This window comes from Mycobacterium sp. 663a-19 (assembly GCF_035616495.1).
GTDB lineage: Bacteria > Actinomycetota > Actinomycetes > Mycobacteriales > Mycobacteriaceae > Mycobacterium.
In genome coordinates this window covers 316,058-332,410 of record NZ_JAPJAV010000002.1, presented here as the reverse complement: position 1 = coordinate 332,410, position 16,353 = coordinate 316,058, and the positions used below count along the sequence as shown (strand labels likewise).

General features: G+C 64.3%; 13 protein-coding genes. 11 read left to right on the top strand and 2 right to left on the bottom strand.

Going from position 1 to position 16,353, the window contains the following annotated elements:
- Window positions 1-22 precede the first annotated feature (22 nt).
- Together OQ968_RS05875 and OQ968_RS05870 are read left to right on the top strand one after the other, a co-directional pair.
- Window positions 23-2,497 (top strand): bifunctional salicylyl-CoA 5-hydroxylase/oxidoreductase, encoded by a 2,475-nt coding sequence (locus tag OQ968_RS05875; protein WP_324675636.1) that lies wholly within the window; start codon window positions 23-25, stop codon window positions 2,495-2,497.
- Window positions 2,498-2,657: 160 nt separating this feature from the next.
- Entirely contained in the window at window positions 2,658-4,997 is a 2,340-nt protein-coding gene (locus OQ968_RS05870) for an ATP-binding protein (protein WP_324675635.1), read from the top strand.
- Between the two features lie 53 nt (window positions 4,998-5,050).
- On the opposite strand, the gene OQ968_RS05865 is transcribed toward OQ968_RS05870, so the two are convergent.
- Together OQ968_RS05865 and OQ968_RS05860 are read right to left on the bottom strand one after the other, a co-directional pair.
- The gene (locus OQ968_RS05865) at window positions 5,051-5,329 is read right to left on the bottom strand and encodes an Lrp/AsnC ligand binding domain-containing protein (RefSeq protein WP_324675633.1); all 279 of its coding nucleotides are present in this window, start codon (window positions 5,327-5,329) and stop codon (window positions 5,051-5,053) included.
- 17 nt (window positions 5,330-5,346) lie between these two features.
- The gene (locus OQ968_RS05860; RefSeq protein ID WP_324675631.1) at window positions 5,347-6,168 is read right to left on the bottom strand and encodes an IclR family transcriptional regulator; all 822 of its coding nucleotides are present in this window, start codon (window positions 6,166-6,168) and stop codon (window positions 5,347-5,349) included.
- 125 nt (window positions 6,169-6,293) lie between these two features.
- On the opposite strand from OQ968_RS05860, the gene OQ968_RS05855 reads away from it, so the two are divergent.
- The 9 genes from OQ968_RS05855 to OQ968_RS05815 all read left to right on the top strand — a co-directional run bounded on the left by OQ968_RS05855 (window position 6,294) and on the right by OQ968_RS05815 (window position 16,346).
- Window positions 6,294-7,103 (top strand): 2-keto-4-pentenoate hydratase, encoded by an 810-nt coding sequence (locus tag OQ968_RS05855; RefSeq protein ID WP_324675629.1) that lies wholly within the window; start codon window positions 6,294-6,296, stop codon window positions 7,101-7,103.
- 2 nt (window positions 7,104-7,105) lie between these two features.
- The gene (locus OQ968_RS05850; protein ID WP_324675627.1) at window positions 7,106-8,068 is read left to right on the top strand and encodes an acetaldehyde dehydrogenase (acetylating); all 963 of its coding nucleotides are present in this window, start codon (window positions 7,106-7,108) and stop codon (window positions 8,066-8,068) included.
- Entirely contained in the window at window positions 8,065-9,078 is a 1,014-nt protein-coding gene (dmpG, locus tag OQ968_RS05845) for a 4-hydroxy-2-oxovalerate aldolase (protein WP_324675625.1), read from the top strand. The genes OQ968_RS05850 and dmpG overlap by 4 nt, the downstream gene beginning before the upstream one ends.
- A gap of 491 nt (window positions 9,079-9,569) precedes the next feature.
- A complete protein-coding gene (locus OQ968_RS05840; RefSeq protein ID WP_324675624.1) occupies window positions 9,570-10,343 on the top strand; it encodes an ABC transporter permease in 774 nt (257 codons plus the stop codon).
- A gap of 21 nt (window positions 10,344-10,364) precedes the next feature.
- Entirely contained in the window at window positions 10,365-11,219 is an 855-nt protein-coding gene (locus OQ968_RS05835; RefSeq protein WP_324675955.1) for an MlaE family ABC transporter permease, read from the top strand.
- Window positions 11,220-11,223: 4 nt separating this feature from the next.
- Window positions 11,224-12,612 carry an MCE family protein gene (locus OQ968_RS05830; RefSeq protein ID WP_324675623.1) on the top strand — a complete coding sequence of 463 codons (1,389 nt, stop codon included), beginning with the start codon at window positions 11,224-11,226 and terminating at the stop codon, window positions 12,610-12,612.
- Between the two features lie 43 nt (window positions 12,613-12,655).
- A complete protein-coding gene (locus OQ968_RS05825; RefSeq protein WP_324675622.1) occupies window positions 12,656-13,684 on the top strand; it encodes a virulence factor Mce family protein in 1,029 nt (342 codons plus the stop codon).
- Window positions 13,681-15,018, top strand: coding sequence for a virulence factor Mce family protein (locus OQ968_RS05820; protein ID WP_324675953.1), 1,338 nt, complete (start codon window positions 13,681-13,683; stop codon window positions 15,016-15,018). The genes OQ968_RS05825 and OQ968_RS05820 overlap by 4 nt, the downstream gene beginning before the upstream one ends.
- Window positions 15,015-16,346, top strand: coding sequence for a virulence factor Mce family protein (locus OQ968_RS05815; RefSeq protein ID WP_420715836.1), 1,332 nt, complete (start codon window positions 15,015-15,017; stop codon window positions 16,344-16,346). The genes OQ968_RS05820 and OQ968_RS05815 overlap by 4 nt, the downstream gene beginning before the upstream one ends.
- Window positions 16,347-16,353: the final 7 nt, after the last annotated feature.

Sequence of the window (16,353 nt, the reverse complement as noted above, 5' to 3'; positions counted from 1 at the left end):
ACCATGATTCCGGGGCGAGGCAGTGACTCGGCAGGTCGATGCTGCGGAATCGGCGAAACACGTTGGGGCGCTGTATCTCACGCAGGAGAATAAGGAGACGACGATGCGTATCGCAATAATTGGCGGGGGGCCCGGCGGGTTGTACTTCGCCGCGCTCGCCAAGCAGTTGAACCCAGCGCACCAGGTGACAGTGTGGGAGCGTAATGCCCCGGACGACACCTTCGGGTTCGGTGTGGTGTTCAGCGACGAGACACTCGGCGGCATCGAACTTGCCGACACGGAGACCTACCGCCGGATGGAAAGCGAGTTCGCCCGCTGGGACGACATCGACATCCATCTGCGCGACAGCATCCACATCTGCGGCGGCCACGGGTTTGCGGCCATGAGCCGCAAACGACTGCTGCTCCTCCTGCAGGAGCGCTGCCAGGAGCTGGGGGTCGAGCTGCTGTTCCGCACGGTCGCGCCCGACGTCGAAATGCTAGCCGCCACCCACGATTTGGTGCTTGCCGCCGATGGTGCCAACTCGGCAACCCGCAGCCGCTTCGCCGACCATTTCGGCACTACGCTGGAATATGGCCGCAACAAATACATTTGGCTGGGTACGGACAAGGTTTTCGAGGCCTTCAAGTTCTTCATCCGGGAAGAACCATACGGGGTGATCCAGGTCCATGGCTACCCCTACGGCAACGACGGCAGCACCGTGATCGTCGAGATGCGCGAAGATGTCTGGCACCGCGGTGGATTCGCAGAATCCGCAGCACAAGTCCTCCCGCCCGGTGAAAGTGATGAGGCCTCCATCTCAGCGCTCGCCAGCCTGCTCGACGACATTGTTGACGGCCACAAGATACTGGCAAACAATTCGCGCTGGCTCAATTTTGCCACGGTGCGCAACACCAACTGGTGTCGTGACAATCTGGTGCTGCTCGGCGATGCCGCGCATACCGCTCACTTCTCCATCGGGTCCGGAACCAAGCTGGCGATGGAAGACGCCTTGGCACTGGCCGCTTGCCTGCACGAGCAGGCCGCGCTCGGTGACGCGCTGGAAGCCTATGAGCGCGAGCGCCGTCCAGTCGTGGAGTCAACCCAGCGCGCCGCGCGGGCAAGCCTGGAGTGGTTTGAGAACATTGGCCAGTACGTGCATCAGGACCCGCAGCAGTTCGCGTTCAACATATTGACCCGCAGTCGCCGCATCACACACAGCAATCTGCGGCTACGCGATCCGCAGTTCGTCGACAGCACCGACCAGTGGTACGCCGAATGCGAAGTGCGCCAAGGCCGCATCTCCGCACCGGCAGACACACGGCCACCAATGTTCCAGCCCTATATAGTTCGCGGTCTTGAGCTGAAGAACCGGATCCTGGTGTCGTCGATGGACATGTATTCGGCCGTCGACGGGGTACCCGGCGACTTTCATCTAGCGCATCTGGGTAGCAAAGCGTTCGGTGGGGCTGGACTCATCATGACCGAGATGGTTTGTGTGTCAGCGGAGGGCCGCATCACTCCCGGGTGCGCTGGTCTCTACGCCGCCGATCAGGAGGCGTCGTGGAAACGGATTGTTGACCTCGTCCATGGTTGCAGCACCGCGAAGATCGGCGTGCAGCTGGGCCACTCCGGGCGCAAAGGCTCAACGAAACTGATGTGGGAAGGCATCGACGAACCCCTCGAGAAAGGGAACTGGGAGGTTGTCGCACCCTCGGCGCTGCGGTACGGGCCGTATAACCAGATGCCGCGAGCAGTCACCGAGCCGGATATGGACCGAATAACCCAGCAATTCGCCGACGCCGCAGCGGCGGCGGACCGCGCGGGATTCGACCTGCTGGAGCTGCACTGCGCCCACGGCTACCTGCTTTCGTCGTTCTTGTCACCACTGACCAACCTGCGCACCGATAGGTACGGCGGTCCACTGCAGGACCGGCTGCGCTTCCCGCTGCGGGTGTTCGACACGATCCGCCGAGTGTGGCCGACCGAACGTCCACTGTCGGTGCGTATTTCGGCCACCGACTGGGCAGCGGGCGGCAATGACATCGACGAGGCCGTCGAAATTGCCCGTGCCTTCGCCGAACACGGTGTCGACGTCATCAATGTCTCCACCGGGCAAGTAGTCAAAGACGAGCAGCCCGCCTACGGGCGTAGCTATCAAACCCCGTACGCCGACCGGATCCGCAACGAGATCGGCAGGAAGTACGGTGTCACCGTCGTAGCCGTGGGTGCCATCTCCTCGTACGACGATGTGAACTCGGTGCTCTTGGCCGGGCGCGCGGATCTCGTCGCGATCGGACGGACCCACCTATACAACCCGCACTGGACGCTGCACGCCGCCGCTGAGCAGGACTACACCGGGCCGGGAAGCGAATGGGCCGACCAATTCAAAAGCGGCAGTCGCAAGCCGCCCACCGGCAACGCCGACAAACCCCGGCCACGCCTCGAACTCACACGCCCCCAGGACCATGCGCAACCACGACGGCGCTGGATCCCTGCGGCGGCGGGTATGGGCTGAACGCGAAGCTGACGCGCCGCCGCGGCCAATGCCGAACCGGCAACGCCGGAATTGAAGATTTGCTGTTCATGACGCACCGACGTGGTCCCAGGTACACTCCGCGAACAACGAGCTGCACGGTCGTACCGGCCGTGCGTCGCCGCAACAGAGGTTTTCGAGTATGCGACAAGTGAAGCGTTGCGAGGGAAACCTACCGACGGACGTCACCGGCTTCATCGGCCGCCGGCGAGAACTCCGGGAGCTGCGCACGTTGCTGACGGAGTCGCGGCTGATGACCTTGACCGGTGTCGGGGGCGTTGGGAAGACCCGCATGGCGTTGAAGGTCGCCGCCGAGTCGCGGCGGGCTTTCCGGGATGGCGTCTGGTTCGTCGAATTGGCGGTCCTGCAGGACGCCTCGCTGCTGGCCGATACGGTGGCTAGCGCGCTGGGCGTGGTCAAGCACACCACCAGGGCGCCGTTGGAGCAGTTGGCTGATTATCTGGCCGACAAACACATGCTGGTCATTCTGGACAACTGCGAACACCTCAGCGATGCTTGCGCCACGTTGGTCGGCGAGCTCCTGCGCACCGCCCCGATGGTGCGTTTCCTCATAACCAGTCGGCATTCGCTCGGCGTGCTCGGCGAGCGGATCTTCACCGTGCCGCCGATGTCGACACCCAACTCGGCGGCGGGTCTGGACGCGTCCTCGCTGAACGAGTTCGACGCGGTGGCCCTGCTGTGTGCCCGCGCATCGGACAGCGGACTGGGCTTCCATGTCACCGACGAGAACAGCCTTCTAGTCGCGCGGCTGTGCGAACGCCTCGACGGCATCCCGTTGGCCATTGAACTGGCGGCCGCGCGGCTGCGGACATTGACGGTCGCCGACGTGCTCGACCGATTGGACCGCCGGTTCCAGCTGCTCAGCGCCGGCAACAGCGCAGCACTGCCGCGGCACCAGACGTTGCAGGCACTCATCGACTGGAGCTACGCACTCTGCTCCCCGAAGGAACAGGCTCTATGGTCACGCTTGTCGGTATTTTCCGGCAGCTTCAGTTTGGCGGCCGTGGAGGCGGTGTGCGCCGGGGAGGGGTTGACCGCCGACGAGATGCTCGACCTTGTCGAGGCGCTCGTGCGCAAGTCGATCCTGATCACCGAGCGCAGCGGGGAACAGATGCGCTACCGGCTGCTGGAAACCGTTCGAGAATACGGCAGTGCCCAGCTGGCGACCACCGATGCCTCAACGCGGCTGCAACGAACACACGGTGACTACTTCGGACGTCTCGCCGAACGGAGCTTCACCGAGTGGTGCGGCCCCGAGCAAGCGACATGGGTCGCCCGGCTGCGTGAGGACTACGGGAACCTGCGAGCCGCCTTCGACCGTTGCATCGAGTCCGGTCGCGGCGAGCAGGCGTGTGCACTGGCCGCTGCATTGCAGTGGTATTGGATCGCCGGCGGGAGCCTGGGAGAGGGTCGCCGCTGGCTGGGCCAGGCGTTGGCCATCGCCGATCCGCGTCAGCCCCGCCCGGCCCATGCCGCAGCGATGTGGGTCGACGCCTACCTTGCGCTGCTGCGTGGCGAACTGGCTGCAGCGGGGGCGCAGCTGGACGAGGCCGAGCGGCTGGCTGGAGTAGTCGACGCCCCTGACCTACCCAGCTACCTGGCTCAGCTGCGTGGCATGGCCGCACTCTTCAGTGGGGACCTGAACAAGGCCAAGAAGTGCTATGAATGCGCCCTAGCCGGCCACGAAGAGCGGGGCGACACCGTGGCGGTGGTGTCGATGCTGTTTCAGCTGGCCGTAGTCTGCCTGTTCACCGGAGGACATGACCACGCGGCCGCGCTGTGCGAACGTTCACTGCGCCTGAGCGCTCGCTACGGGGAGCGCTGGGCGGCGTCCTACGCGTTGTGGGCGCTGGCGCTCAACAAATGGTCCGTCGGCGACTACGCCGGTGCGGGCGAGTTGGCGCGCGAAAGCCTGCGACTTAAGCGCGATTTCGGCGATCACCTCGGCATCGCGCACATGATCGAGCTGTTGGCGTGGATCGCGGCGTCCGACGGGCGCTTCGTCGAAAGCGCGCGGATGCTCGGGGCGGCCCACACCATCTGGCACAGCCTGGGAACGTCGATGGCCGCGTTTGGACAGCACCTGGCTGACTGCCACACCGCCACCGAAAAGCGTGTGCGTGAGGCGTTGGGTACCTCGGCCGCCGACGCGCTGACCACCGAGGGAGCCGCCCTGGGCACCGACCTGGCAATGGCCGACCTCACCGGCATCGCGGACACTCCCGATGCGTTGGAGGACGCGGCTGGTTGCCCCCTGACCGCCCGAGAGCTGGAAGTCGCGGGCCTGGTCAGCCGCGGCATGACCAATCGCCAGATCGCAGCCGAGCTAGTCCTTTCCAGCCGCACGATCGACAGCCACGTGCAACATATCCTCACCAAATTCGGCTTCACCTCCCGCAGCCAGATCGCCGGCTGGTTCGCACAGCAGTCAAGCGCCCCTAACCCCAACGGGGTGATGTAGGAGTCCCCGTCGACGGAACCGCGGTGGTCAACACCGGCCGCGCGTGACTCTCTTCAGTCCGCCCCAATCGAGAACATCGCTTCGAGGTCTAATCGGGAATACGCCCGAAAGGCGATGTAGGTTCGGGTATCGAGCACATGGGGCAGCTTTGAAATCTCACCGGTGACCAGCTCTGCCACTCGATCGAATTCGGCCACCCGCACGACAGCGATGACGTCGAATTCCCCTGTGACCGAATATACTTCGTACACGCCATCGAGGTCGACGAGTCGCTCAGCCAATTCGGTCAGGCCTTCATTAGCGGCGACGATCATCACGAACGCGGTAATCACAATGATTCTCCTTGATCTCACTGCTCATCGCGCCGCACCGCATGGCCCGGTGATGTTGCGAGCACCCTGCGGCCGATGTTGCGAGCGGTGGCCTGCACCGCCGGTGCGACCTGACGCAGATTCATTTTGCCAGCCCAGCCCGCGGCCGAAATGGCTCCGACAGGTAGGCCATTGGCATCACGGATAGCCGTTGCGACACAGACGATCCCGGGGCCCGACTCCTCCTGCTCAAAGGCCAGCTCACTGGTCGCCGCGCGGGTGAGCTGTTGTCGCAGCAACCCGGGCTGGCGGATCGTACGGGGCCCGAGGGCCGGCAGGCCAGTGGCGACGAGCATGTCGATGATGTGCGGCGGCGACGCCGCAAGTAAGGCCTTACCGACAGCGGTCGCGTGCGCGGGCAGTCGCCCCCCGACACGCGACGGCAGCCGGGGTGCCGTCAGGCTCGGCAGTATTTCCAGATACATCACGTCGACGCCGTCGAGGATCGCCAAGTGAATGGTTTGATGGGTGGCCGCACGCAGATCGGTCAACAGCGGCATCGCCACCTGACGTGCCCATTGCAGGTCCCTGGCGCGTTCGCCCCACTCGAATACCCGCAGCCCCACGCCCACCTTCCTGGCGTGCCGGTCGATGAATCCAGCCTCTGCCATGTCATTGACCAGCCGCGCGACAGTGGAGGGTGGCAGGTGGGTGTGACGCGCTAGTTCGCGGATCCCCAACGGGATTCCAGCGGAATCCAAGGCGTCGAAGATCTGGGCCATCCTGCGGATCACCGACGTCGCCGATGCGGGCGCGGTGTGCCGCTCTGCGGAACACATTTCTTCAGTATCCACTGTCACGGCGGCAAAGTATGACATCGATTGATCGAGACCGGCCGCGCTGGCGTCCTGTTGCCAACCGCACCGAGAGGATTGCATGACCGAAGGCCAGGGAAGTACGGGAGCTCCGCTGCGCTGGGATCGCGATGACCCCGACTGAACAGATCACCGACGGCACTATCAGCCACGTCGCCGATGTGCTGCAGCAGGCCGCCCGGACCAGGGTGCCCACGGCGCCCCTCCGAGCGCTGATCGGCGCCGACGACATCGACGCCGCCTACGCCGTTCAGCAAGAACTCATCACCCGCCGCGTCGCTGACGGCGCGGTGATCGTAGGGCGCAAGATAGGTCTGACCTCACCGGCGGTGCAGCAGCAGCTGGGCGTCGACCAACCCGACTTCGGGATGCTGCTGGCCGACATGGATATCTCCAGAGAGGCGGTTGTTCCGTCGCATCGGCTGATTCAGCCTAAAGCCGAAGCCGAGATCGCATTCGTGCTCAAAGCCGACCTCGCTGGCGAAATAAGCGATCCCGAGCAGATCCGCGCCGCAGTCGATTACGCCGTCGGTGCGATCGAGATCGTCGACAGCCGCATCGCCGACTGGGACCTCACCATCGCCGATACCATCGCCGACAACGCCTCCAGCGGTCTGTTCGTGTTGGGCCATCGCACGTTACGTCTCGACGACTTCCAGCCGCGAAGGGCCGTCATGCGGATGTACGCTAACGACACCTTGGTGTCGCAGGGTGATGGCACAGCGTGCCTGGGCGACCCACTGAACGCGCTGGCGTGGCTTGCCCGTGCGGCCGCGGACTACGGAAATCCGTTGCGCGCCGGTCAGGTTGTGCTGTCCGGTGCGTTGGGCCCGATGGTCACCGCGGCTCCGGGCGCCCACATCCGCGCCGACATCGCGCCGCTGGGCACCGTATCGGTCCACTTCTCAACATTGGATTAGCCTTGAGCACAACGAAAGTCGCAATCATCGGATCAGGCAACATCGGAACCGATCTGATGATCAAAATGCTGCGGACCTCCCGGCACCTCGAGGTCGCCGCGATGGTTGGTATCGATCCCGCCTCCGAGGGGCTTGCCCGCGCCAAACGGCTGGGTGTCCCGACTACCCACGACGGCATCGAAGGGCTGATCGCTATGCCGGATTTTCCCGACGTCGGCATCGTCTGCGACGCCACCTCCGCGCGGGCTCATCTGGCAAACGCTGCCGCGTTGGATCCGTATGGAAAGACGCTCATAGATTTGACGCCCGCCGCGCTGGGTCCACCGGTCATTCCCTCGGTGAACTTGCAGGCCGGCCTGGACAGGGGTGCCACCAACTTCAATATGGTGACCTGCGGCGGGCAAGCGACGATTCCCATGGTCGCGGCCGTCTCGGCGGTCACCCCGGTGCACTACGCCGAAATCGTGGCTTCGATCGCGTCCAGATCCGCCGGGCCGGGAACTCGGGCCAACATCGACGAATTCACCGAAACCACTGCCCAGGCAATCGAATCCGTCGGGGGAGCCGCCCGCGGTAAGGCGATCATCATTCTCAATCCTGCCGAACCGCCGCTGATTATGCGTGACACCGTCTTCTGCCTGATCGGCGACGCCGACCGCGACGCCATCACGGCCTCCATCCATGCGATGGTCGAGCGGGTGTCCGGTTACGTTCCCGGATATCGGCTCAAACAACAGGTGCAGTTCACCGCGATCGCCCCCGACGAACCTATCCATACCCTGCTACCCCACGATGTGGGCACAGCGCGCACCCGGGTGTCGGTGTACCTCGAGGTCGAAGGCGCAGCGCACTACCTACCCGCCTACGCGGGGAACCTCGACATCATGACCTCGGCTGCCCTGCAGGTTGCAGAGTCGATTGCCCAACGGCAGCGCAACGCTACTCCCGCAGAGGTTTTCCAATGAACCCGCCGCTGTACATCCAAGACGTCACCCTGCGCGACGGCATGCACGCGATCCGGCACCGAATCAGCCCCCCGGATGTTGCCCGTATCGCGGCTGCCCTGGACGCGGCTGGTGTGGATGCCATCGAGGTTGCCCACGGCGACGGCCTGGCCGGCGGTTCACTGAACTACGGGCCCGGTAGTCACACCGATTGGCAGTGGATCGAGGCCGCGGCCGACGCGATCAGCACCGCGGCGCTGACCACGCTGCTACTGCCCGGTATCGGCACGATTGCCGAACTAAAGCACGCGCACTCGCTCGGGGTTAGGTCGGTGCGGATTGCCACCCACTGCACCGAAGCCGACATCTCAGCGCAGCACATCGCAACCGCACGCGAACTCGGCATGGACGTCTCGGGTTTCCTCATGATGAGCCACATGGCAGGTCCGGCCGAACTGGCAGCCCAAGCCAAGCTCATGGAGTCTTACGGGGCGCACTGCGTCTATGTCACAGACTCCGGGGGCCGCCTGACCATGGACGGTATGAGCGAGCGCGTCCGCGCCTACCGCGACGTGTTGAATCCAGAGACTCAGATCGGGGTGCACGCCCACGAAAACCTGTCGCTATCGGTGGCCAACAGCATGGTGGCCGTCCAACAGGGTGTGACCCGCGTCGATGCGTCGCTGGCCGGCCAGGGCGCGGGAGCCGGCAACACCCCCCTCGAAGTCTTTGTGGCGGTGGCCGAGCTGCAGGGCTGGCAGCACCGCTGTGACCTGCTGGCGCTGCAGGACGCCGCCGACGACCTGGTGCGCCCGCTACGCGACCGGCCAGTCCAAGTCGATCGCGAAACCCTGACGCTCGGCTACGCGGGTGTGTATTCATCGTTTCTCCGGCACGCCGAAAACGCCTCCCGCAACTACGGAATCGACGCCCGCACCTTGCTGCTGGAGGTGGGTAGGCGACGCCTGGTGGGCGGCCAAGAAGACATGATCGTCGACATCGCCTTAGACCTCCTCGCGACACGGACGTGAGGAGCCGGGCAGCCCGATCGGGGGCACGGTCGCCCCGCGGACCCCGACCACGTGATCACTGCTGACCGCTCGAGAGCTGAGCGTCGGGGGCATGGTCGCCTGCGGACGACCAACCGCCAGAAGCTAACCGAGCTGATGCTGTCCCGCAGCACGATCGACGCCACGTGCAACACCTCCTCACCAAAGCTCGACCTGAGCCCCGCGCAGCCGGCTGCCGGCCGGTTCCCGCCCAGAGCTGCAGCGCCATCGTGGCCGAGTCGGGTGAGGACTGGCCGTCCGGGTGTATCGGTAATGGGTCGGTAGTTCAACGGATGTGTTCGTTGGACGGGGGTTGGCATAGTCCCAAGTCAACGCCGCCTTATGCGCCTTCGGATTGGGGATACGATCCTGATGACTGCCGCTGATAAACGATCTGACGCGGATGTGCTGGCCATATCTGCAGGGTCGGCGGCCGGATCGAATTCGCTCACCGCCGCGGTGTCGGGGCGCATATGCTGACGTCAGTTTATGGGGCCACCAAGCCGTTGCGTACATTCGGCGGCTTCATGGCGATGTCGCTGGATACCTTCGTCATGATGTTCCGGCCTCCGTTTGCGTGGCGTGAATACGTTCTGCAGACATGGTTCGTGGCGCGAGTAACGACCCTGCCGGCTCTGGTGATGGTAATCCCGTACGGGGTGCTCTTGACGTTCACCATCAATGTCGTATTGATGGAAATCGGTGCCGTGGATTACTCCGGGACGGGTGCCTCGACCGCCATTGTGAGTCAGGTAGGCCCGGTCGCTACGGTGTTGGTGATATCCGGCGCGGCCGCCACCGCGGTCTGCGCCGATCTGGGATCGCGGACAATCCGGGAGGAACTCGACGCTTTACGGGTGATGGGCGTCGATCCTATCCGGTCGCTGGTGGTTCCTCGGGTGCTGGCAATTACCACGGTGTCCTTGGCACTGGGTGGTGCGGTGATCATGGCCGGACTCGTCGGCTCGTTCGTTTTCTCCGTGTATGTCGAGCACGTTTCGCCGGGAGGTTTTGTCGACCATTTGACGTTGCTCACCGGCGTCGGCGATGTCGTCGTTTCGTTAATCAAGGCGACACTATTCGGGCTGGCGGCCGGCCTGATCGGCTGCTATAAGGGAATCACGGTCGGCGGTGGTCCCGCCGCTGTCGGTAACGCCGTCAACGAGACCGTCGTATTCTCCTTCGTCGTGTTATTCGCGATTAACCTCGTCTCCACCGCCGTCGGTATCCAGTTCACTGTGTCGTGAGGTGAATTCATGACACAGACACTGTCGATTGCCGCCGCGGGCGAACAATTTCCGTGGTCGCAGCGAGCTATAACCAATGTGATTTACGGTTGGAATCGGATCGGATCCCAGACGCGATTCTATGCGGCGACGCTCGCTTTGATTCCCAACGCTTTTATGCGCTACCGGCGCGAACTGCTGCGATTGATTGCGGAAATGGGATTGGGTGCTGGCGCGCTCGCGGTAATCGGCGGAGCCGTCGGGGTCTTCGCGATGATAATGCTAGCGACGGGTTCCCTTGTCGGGGTGCAGGGATACAACCAATTCGCGTCGATCGGTGTGGAAGCCCTGACCGGGTTGGCCGGCGGATTGGTCAACATCCGTTTCATAGTCCCGGCAACCGTCGCGGTGGCCCTCTCGGCAACCATCGGCGCCGGCGCCACTGCCCAGCTGGGAGCGATGCGCATCAACGAGGAGATCGACGCGCTCGAGGCGATCGGTATCCGCAGCATCGGCTACCTCGCGTCTACCCGGGTCATAGCCGGGGTGTTCGTGGCGCTTCCCCTGTTCTGCGTGTCTACCCTGATGGCTTTTTTCGCCGCTCGTGTCTCGACCACTGTCTTCTACGACCAGGAGCCCGGCGTGTACGACCACTACTTCAACACGTTCCTCGATCCCGCCGATGTGATCTGGTCATTTTTCAACTCGTTGGCCCTCACGGTGATCATCATGCTGTTTCACACCTGCTACGGATTCAACGCCACCGGCGGACCGGCCGGGGTTGGCGAGGCCGTGGGCCGGGCGGTGCGCAGCGCGATGGTGATCGTGGGCTTCGCGCTCGTTCTCCTCACCCTCGCCGTCTATGGCCAGTCCGGCAACATCCACTTCACCGGCTAGCGCGATGAACGACGGGCGAGGAAAACACCGTGTCCACTCCGCGTGGTGGACGCTGATCCTTTTTGCCTTGATCGGCATGTTCTTGTTCGCGACCACGGCGGCCTTCACGGGCGTAGTCAGCTCCTATGTGACGGTAACGCTGACGTCGGATCGAATGGGGCTGGTGCTGGATCCTGGGGCCAAGGTGGAGCTGCGCGGCGTCCAGGTCGGACGGGTCGGCCAGATCGGCGGCGGCACCAACGGGGCCAGCTTGAAGCTGGAGATCGACCCAGATCAGATCCGCTACATCCCGGCTAACGTCCAGGCAGAGATCAAGGCCACCACCGCATTCGGCGCCAAGTTCGTCGAGCTTGTGTATCCGCAGCATCCCAGTGCTGCTCGGTTGGCCGCTGGCGCGGTTCTGCATTCGAAGAATGTCAGCACAGAGGTCAACACGGTCTTCGAGAACGTCGTCGATCTGCTCAAGATGGTCGACCCGGGCAAGCTCAACGCGGTGCTGACCGCCATGGCCGAGGGTGTGCGCGGGCAAGGCGAGCGAATCGGCAAGGCCACAACCGATCTCAACGAGGTGTTGCAGGCCCTTAACGCGCGCAGAGACATCATCCGCCAGGACTGGCGTTCCTTGACGAACTTCAGCGACACCTATGACGCGGCCGCGCGGGACATCCTGACGGTCCTCAATGCCGGCAGCACCACCAGCGCCACCGTCGTAAACCATGCGAAAGCCCTGGATTCCTTGCTGCTCAACGTAATCGGCTTCTCGAAAGCCGGGACCACCCTGCTGGGCGCCAGCAGGGACAACCTCGTCGGATCGGTCAACGCACTCGAGCCGACGACCGACCTGTTGCTGAAGTACAACCCTGAGTACACCTGCTTTTTGCAGGGTGCCAAGTGGTACCTAGACCACGGGGGCTATTCGGCGTGGGGCGGCGCTGACGGCAGGTCAATTCAACTCGACTTCGGACTCGCGCTGGGCGATGACCCCTATATGTATCCGGACAACCTGCCCATCGTCGCGGCCAAAGGTGGACCCGGCGGCAGGCCGGGATGCGGATCGCTGCCGGACGTGACGAAGAACTTCCCGGTGCGCCAGCTCGTCACCAACACCGGTTGGGGAACGGGGGTCGATATTCGGCCCAACCCCGGCATCGGGCATCCCTGCTGGGCAGACTACTTGCCGGTGACCCGCGCGGTGCCGAAGCCGCCCAGCATCCGCCCGTGTCTTCCCGGGCCGGCCCCCGGTCCGATCTCTTACCCAGGGGCACCGCCGTACGGCGCGGCGCTATACGGCCCTGGCGGGGTGCCGCTGTGGCCTGGTGTGCCGCCGGCACCCCAACCCCCTCCGGTGTCGGCAGGCCCCGGTGGGCCGCCGGCCCAACCCGGCTCGCCGTGATCGCACTGACCGCCAACGATCTGCCAACCCAGGAGAACAACGCGTGCGGAACAACCTGAGAGGCGCCGCCTGGCGCGTGGGGATCTTCCTGACGGTCTGTCTGCTGGTCACGTTCGCGCTGCTGACGATCTACGGACAGTTCCGGTTCGGTGAGGGGAAGGTTTACAGCGCCGAGTTCGCCAATGTTTCCGGCCTGAAGAAGGGCAACATGGTGCGGATCGCCGGGGTGGAGATCGGGAAAATCCAGGGAATCTGGGTCAATTCGGACGCGACGGTGCGCGTCGAGTTTTCCGCCGACGACACTGTCGTTCTGACCGAGGGGACCCGAGCGGTGATCCGCTACGACAATCCGTTCGGCGGCCGCTACTTAGCCCTCACCGAAGGCGCCGGAGGAGTCAAGACGCTTCAGCCCGGTCAGACGATTCCGCTGTCCCATACCGAGCCTGCACTGGATTTGGATGCGCTGATTGGCGGGTTCCGGCCGCTATTTCGCGCACTGAATCCGGAACAAGTAAACGCGCTGAGCGGACAGCTGATACAGGCGTTTCAGGGACAGGGCCCGACGATCAGCTCATTCCTGGACCAAGCGGCGGCGGTAACCAACACGTTGGCTGACCGCGATCTGCTGATCGGACAGGTCATCGACAACCTCAACGTGGTGCTGGGGTCGTTGGGCGGCCAGAGCGACCAGCTCGACAAGGCGGTGACGTCGTTGTCGGAGCTCATTCACAGGCTCGCCGAACGCAAAACCGACGTCTCAAATGCGGTGGCCTACACCAACGCTGCTGCCGGTTCGATCGCCGACCTGCTGTCACAGGCTCGTGAGCCGTTCAAAAAAGTGGTCGACCAGACCGACCGCGCTGCGGGCATCGCGGTCGCCGACCGCGACTATCTCGACAACTTGCTCAACACGCTGCCGGACAAGTACCGGGCGATGAGCCGCCAGGGGATCTACGGCGATTACTTCAGCTTCTACTTGTGCGAAATCGTCCTCAAGGTCAACGGCAAAGGGGGCCAGCCGGTGTATGTGAAGGTGGCCGGTCAGAGCACGGGGCGGTGCACGCCGAAATGAAATCGTTCTCTGAACGCAACCCCTTGCTCATCGGCATCGTCGGCTCCGCAGCAGTCGTCGCGATCACCATGGCCGCACTGCAGTACCAGAACCTGCCCTTCATCAACCAGAACACAAGCTACTCAGCGTATTTCGCCGACGCCGGCGGGCTGCTGAACGGCGCCGTCGTCGAGGTCTCCGGTTATCCGGTGGGAAAGGTGTCGGGCATCGAACTCGACGGACAGGGCGTGCTGGTCACGTTCAAGGTGGATAAGCACGTCCGTGTCGGCGACCGCACCGCTGCTGCGATCAAAACGAGGAGCCTTCTGGGCACCAAGGTGCTCGACGTGACGCCCCGGGGTGACGGACGGCTCACCGGCGCCATCCCGATCGACCGGACAGTGTCTCCTTACCAGCTGCCCGAAGCCCTCGGTGACTTGGCCACCACGATCAGCGGGTTGAACACCAGCCAGCTGTCCGACTCGCTGGCCACCCTCGCCCAAACCTTCTCCACTACGCCGCCAGACCTGCGGAACGCGGTGCAAGGACTGGCACGGTTCGCGCAAACGCTTAACGAGCACGACGCCCAACTACGCCACCTGCTCGACAACGCGTCCAAGGCGACAGGAGTGCTTGCCAAGCGCAGCGACCAAGTGGTGAGCCTCGTGAAGGACACCAACGCCCTGATGGCGCAGCTGCGGACGCAAAGCGCGGCGCTGGACCAGATCTGGACCAATATCTCCGCCGTATCGCGGCAACTGAAGGGATTCATCGCGGAGAATCGACAACAGCTGCAGCCGGCCCTAGACAAGCTAAACGGGGTGCTGGCGATCATCGACAACCGTAAGGAGCGGCTGCAGCAGGCCATTCCCGGTCTCAACCGCTACATCTTGCAGCTTGGTGAAACTATCTCCGGGGGGCCATTTTTCAAGGTATATATCGCGAACCTGCTGCCGGGCCAGTTCGTCCAACCGTTCCTCGACGCCGCTTTTTCCGATCTGGGACTGGATCCGGCCACGTTGCTGCCGTCGCAGCTGACGGATCCGCAAACTGGTCAGCCTGCGACCCCGCCGCTACCGCTGCCGTACCCGCGGACTGGCCAGGGCGGTGAACCGCGGCTGAATCTGCCCGACGCGATCACCGGCAATCTCGACCCCAACTTGCCACCACAATCTCCGGGCCGTTACCCATACCGGCCTGAGCCGCCGGCACCGCCGCCCGGCGGGCCGCCGCCCGGACCGCCCGCCGTGGCACCACCCGGGTTGCGGTCCACACCCGAGCCGACACCGTCGCCGGTGTACGTGCCGGCACCGGGTGAGGCGGGGCGCCCCGCGCCGCCGGGAGGTCAACCGTGAGAACCCGGCTGCGGACGCACCCGCGCATCGCCGTCGCGGTCGGGCTCGTGCTCGTGCTCGTCGCGGGCCTGTTCGTCGCGCTGCGCGCCACCGATCAGACCGCCCGAACAACGGTTGTCGCCTACTTTGAGAACAGTACCGGCGTCTTTCCCGGTGACGATGTGCTCATCCGGGGCGTGCGCGTGGGCAGGATCGAAAAGATCGAACCGCAGCCCCAGCGGGCCAAGATCACCTTCTGGTTCAATCGCAAATACAAAGTTCCCGCCAATGCTATGGCGGCGATCCTGTCACCGCAGTTGGTGACGGGTCGGGCTATCCAGCTGACGCCGCCCTACACCGGCGGACCGGCGATGCAGAACGGCGCGGTCATCGCACAGGCCCACACGGTGGTGCCGGTCGAGTGGGACGACCTGCGGGGGCAGCTTGAGCGGCTGACTGAATTGCTACGGCCCACCCAGCCGGGCGGCGTGAGCACGCTCGGTGCGCTTATCAACACCGCCGCCAACAATTTGCGCGGGCAGGGCGTCAGTATCCGCGACACCATCGTCAAGCTGTCGCAGGCGGTGTCCGCGCTCGGCGATCACAGCAAGGACATATTCGGCACGTTCAGGAACCTGTCAATCCTGGTGTCAGCGCTGCACGACAGCACCGATCTGCTCGAGCAGCTCAACCACAACCTGGCCGCGGTTTCGGGGCTGCTCGCCGACGGCCCCGACAAGGTCGGACAGGCGGTCGAAGACCTCAACGCGGTCGTTGCGGATGTGCGAGGGTTCGCGGCCGAGAACCGCGAAGCGATCGGTACCACGTCAGACAAATTGGCATCGATCACCAAGGCGCTGGTCGACAGCCTCGACGACATCAAACAGACGCTGCACATCACGCCCCACGCCGCTTCCGATTTCGTCAACATCTTCAAGCCGGCCAATGGTGGCCTCAGTGGAGTGTTGGCCGTCAACAACTTCGCCAATCCGATCGCCTTCCTCTGCGGCGCGGTGCAGGCCGCTTCCCGCTTGGGCGGTGAGCAAGCCGCGAAGCTCTGCGTCCAATACCTGGCGCCGATCGTCAAGAACCGCCAATACAACTTCCCCCCGCTGGGGATGAACTTCTTCGTCGGAGCGCAGGCCAGGCCTAACGAAGTCACCTACAGCGAGGACTGGATGCGGCCCGACTACGTGCCCCCGGTTCCCGAATCGCCGCCCGCCGCCGCGACTCCTCCGGCCGAACCACCGCCGCCCGCAACGCCGGGAGCACCGGCCGCGGCGGCGGTTTCCACCAACCCCGCTGCCGGCCTACCCGGCATGATGATCCCCCCCGGAGGTGGCTCATGAGGCTCAG